Source organism: Pseudomonas sp. DC3200b2, assembly GCF_049895785.1.
In the GTDB taxonomy this organism is placed as follows: Bacteria; Pseudomonadota; Gammaproteobacteria; order Pseudomonadales; family Pseudomonadaceae; genus Aquipseudomonas; species Aquipseudomonas massiliensis.
The window spans coordinates 1-3,373 of record NZ_JAFCTA010000016.1 but is presented as its reverse complement, the minus strand read 5'-3'; the positions used below and the strand labels follow the sequence as shown (position 1 = coordinate 3,373).

General features: G+C 60.1%; 3 protein-coding genes. All 3 read right to left on the bottom strand.

The genetic code is table 11. The features are described from left to right. Positions 1-338: type IV secretion system protein (locus ACP691_RS21595; protein ID WP_426154344.1), on the bottom strand; the 338-nt coding region annotated here is incomplete at its 3' end. Continuing rightward, positions 335-2,875 carry a VirB4 family type IV secretion system protein gene (locus tag ACP691_RS21590; RefSeq protein ID WP_426199778.1) on the bottom strand — a complete coding sequence of 847 codons (2,541 nt, stop codon included), beginning with the start codon at positions 2,873-2,875 and terminating at the stop codon, positions 335-337. The genes ACP691_RS21590 and ACP691_RS21595, both read right to left, overlap by 4 nt. After that, complete coding sequence (locus tag ACP691_RS21585) at positions 2,778-3,212, bottom strand: VirB3 family type IV secretion system protein (RefSeq protein ID WP_426154340.1); 435 nt, start codon at positions 3,210-3,212, stop codon at positions 2,778-2,780. The genes ACP691_RS21590 and ACP691_RS21585 overlap by 98 nt, the downstream gene beginning before the upstream one ends. Between the last annotated feature and the right edge of the window lie 161 nt (positions 3,213-3,373).

Below are 3,373 nucleotides of genomic sequence, written 5' to 3'. Positions count from 1 at the left end.
CGGTCACGCAAACTCGCAATATTCTGTACCGTGTCGTAAACATCGGACCATTCTCCCAAAGGAAGTACCTTGTTCACGGACGGGTTATCCAGGAAGGCCCCTAGCTTGTCGTTGCCGGTGATGATGCTTTTGTAATTGTTGTATTGCTGCTCGACCTGGCGGATACCGTCCTTAGCGGTGTTGAGGGCATCCAGGGCCTGCTTGGCCTGGGCCACGGCGTTGCTTTCCAGGATGGCGGCGGTCATGGCGTCCAGGGTGGGGATGCCGGTGGCCAAGGCAGGCACTGCGCTGGCCATCAGGACAGCGCTGAGCGCGCAGGCGATTGCGTTCTTCTTCATGACAGGGCCTCGATCTGTTCCTGGGTGGCTTTCCAGGCCATCTGGAAGGCGGGCATCCAGCGTTCAACGTCCCGCGTGTTCAAGGTCTTGCATAGCCGCTCGGCCTGCTCGAAGGCCGGTATCCATACGGCAGGATCTTCAGTGTTGAGCCAGTGGCGCACCGCTTCGGCCACCAGGAACGCCGCGACCCATACCTGGGGGTCCGTGGTGTTCAGGTGCTTGCGCACGCGCTCGGCCACGGCCAGGTTCTTTTGCGTAGCGGACAGCAGCGGCAACCAGTATTTGAGTTTGCCGCTCAGCTCCATCTTGAGCTTCACCGTCTGATGGCCTTGCTGCACAACCATTTCCCGGTTCAAGGGCTGCATGTCCTTGACGGCCTCGAACACCTTGCCGGTGACGCCGAATTTCGCGTAGCTCTCAGCCTGAGCTTTTTGATTGGGCAGCCACACCGGAGTGACGACTTGCTGAATGATCGCCGGCGCGTAGGGCGTGCTCAGTGCCTGCTCCGGGTACTGCGTATCCATCATCAGGATCTCGCCACGCATCCGGCCACTTTGAAGCACTTCCTGGATGGCATCCGCGGTGCTCTTGAACGACAACGGCACCCAATATTCCGCCATGACGTTGACCAGCAACGAGCCTGGCCGGGCCTGGTGCATTTCCCGCTTCATGTAGAACAGGGTGTTAAGCAGAACCTCCATGACTTCGGGGTGCTTCTCGGCGTATTCCTTCTTCAGCAGCTGCGTGCAATCGAAGGCCAGGCGCCGGTAGCTGTGCGCGTCGAAGCGGTTGATGGGCGAGTCCAGTACCCAGGCGTATTGCCCTTCGCGTCCTCCGGCCAGGCGGCACCACTTCGAAAGCCGCGTGTGCAGGCAGTTGCCACCTCGGAAGGTGATGTTTTGCAGCAGCAGCGACATGCTGCGAAGGTTGACGTTGCCGTGCTGCATGACAGCCTCAACCGAGTCTTTGATTTCGTCCTGCTCCTCGTCGCTGGTCTTGTCCTTGCCTCCCGCGCAGGCCAGCACGAGGTCGAACAGCATCTGGCGAAGCCCTACGCTATCGCGGAACTGGAACGGGTTCACGCCGGTGAAGTGGCCAGGCTGCAAGGTGTAGTACTGGGTATCCAGCGCGCCCAGCAGGTTTTTCAGCGACTCGTTGTAGTCGATGCAAAAAATCATCGGGTCGAAGCGGCTGAGGAAGGTCAGCACCGTGGCTTCTGCCGTGGTCTTGCCGACGCCGGTTTGGCCAGTGAAGGCCGCATGGCCTGGCAGCAGTTCGCCCAGGTTGTTTTGGCCGGGCGGGCTGTCGTGCAGGTTTAGCAGGTACAGCGCCTTGTTGACCGTCAGCAGGGGCATCAGCCCCGTGCCGTCGCCAATCGGGTTGCCCTTGGCCTTGCCGGTCGGCGTAGCGTGCAAGGAAAAACCGCAGGCCAGGTTCTCGGTGGACTTCATCATCGGGTACAGCGCTTCGGTCGCGCCGGGAAACTGCGTGTACCAGGTATCGATGTTGCTCATGGTGGAGCGCACGAACGTGGCGTCATGGACCGCAAACACCGAGGCCATTTTCGAGCCATTCTCGATAGCCTCGTCTGGGGTTTTGCCAAACACGACCAGGGAGGCGTAATAGCGACCGAACGCCTTTTCCCCCAGGGTGATCGCCTCGATGGCGTTGTTCAGTTCCTCGGTTTGCTTCGAATCGCGCTCTACCGATCCCAGGTCCGCGATGTGCCGTTTGAATTTGCCCTTGGCCGCGTTGCGGTCCTCGAACAAAAACGACTGCACCAGGGTGAATTCGAATTGCTGCTCGATGGCCTCATCCCACATGCCCGGATAGCTGGTACCGGGGTAGTCGCGTAGGTCGTAGGTCGTGGCGAAGCGCTGGCCGCCACGGTTGGGCCGGTTTTCGATAAAGTCGTACTGCGCAAAGCTGGTCACGCTGTCGATCACCGCATCACCCAGCCGGGTGTCGCTGACCAGGACGTCTTTTTCGTGACCGTTGAACAGCAGGCTGTAGTAGCGGCCTACTTGCGAATAAAGCGCGCCGTGCGCGTTTTCCTCGATCCCCATGATGGCCGGGTCATAGTCGGCCAGCATGGTTTCAGAAAGGGTCAGCAGTTCGCTCATGCGCTGGATGCCTTCGTCTACTTCGCGGTATTTCAGGATCAGGGCAATGCTGTAGCCGACCTGGTAGAAGGTGCCGTCCCGGAACGGGGCGGTATAGGCGTCTACAAAGTCCTGCAGAACGGGAAGCGGTAGCCTGTACTGCGTATCCAGCTCGATGCCGGTCTTGGTGATGTAGGTTTGCAGCATCAGGTTCTTGCCTTCCTTCTTGCCCATGGCCAGAAAGAAGCGGTTGAGCTTTTCAAACAGCGAAATGAGCTCGTCATCACTGCGCGTTTCGTGGGACACGCCCTTGAGCCGGATCAGGCTGACCAGGCGGTTACCGGGCAGCGTTACCATGTGTTCGTGAACCGGGTACCGCATCAGCGGCACTTTCACCTCGGGGGGCATAACGCTTCTGTGAAAATCGCGCGCCATAGAATCCACTCCATTGCGGGTTGAACGGGGTTAGCAACAACGGCTTGCCATAGTTCAGGCCCAGCTTCAGGCGCCGTAGGCCAAAGCGGATACGGCGCAGGTACTGGGGATCGATGAGGCCGACGACCCTCAAGGCGATGAGGGCGGACAGGAAGGGCGCGACGGCGATCAGCCCCCACACCCAGGACAGCAGGGTGGTCGCGGCAATGCCGCACACCAGCCCTCCCATCAGCAGGCCCACCATTGGCATGATGGGAATGCTCCAGAACATCGCGGGCCGGCTCATCCCGTTGTAGCTTTCGAAGGTGAGTTTCTTCAGTGCTTCGTTACCGGCCATAAGCGCTCCTGGTCAGGCCGGCTCGCCGGTGCCATAGACCTGCCAGACCGCTGCGCCAATGGCCATCGTGCCGCCCACAACCAACAGCACACCCATTTGTTGCAGGTAGTCCATGAAGGTGTGGGACCGATCGCCGGTGGAACGGGCGATCATCCACTGGA

What these genes read in the sequence shown, in the direction of transcription:
- ACP691_RS21585 (WP_426154340.1), bottom strand. Translation starts at nt 3,212, where the DNA reads ATGGCCGGTAACGAAGCACTGAAGAAACTCACCTTCGAAAGCTACAAC.
- ACP691_RS21590 (WP_426199778.1), bottom strand. Translation starts at nt 2,875, where the DNA reads ATGGCGCGCGATTTTCACAGAAGCGTTATGCCCCCCGAGGTGAAAGTG.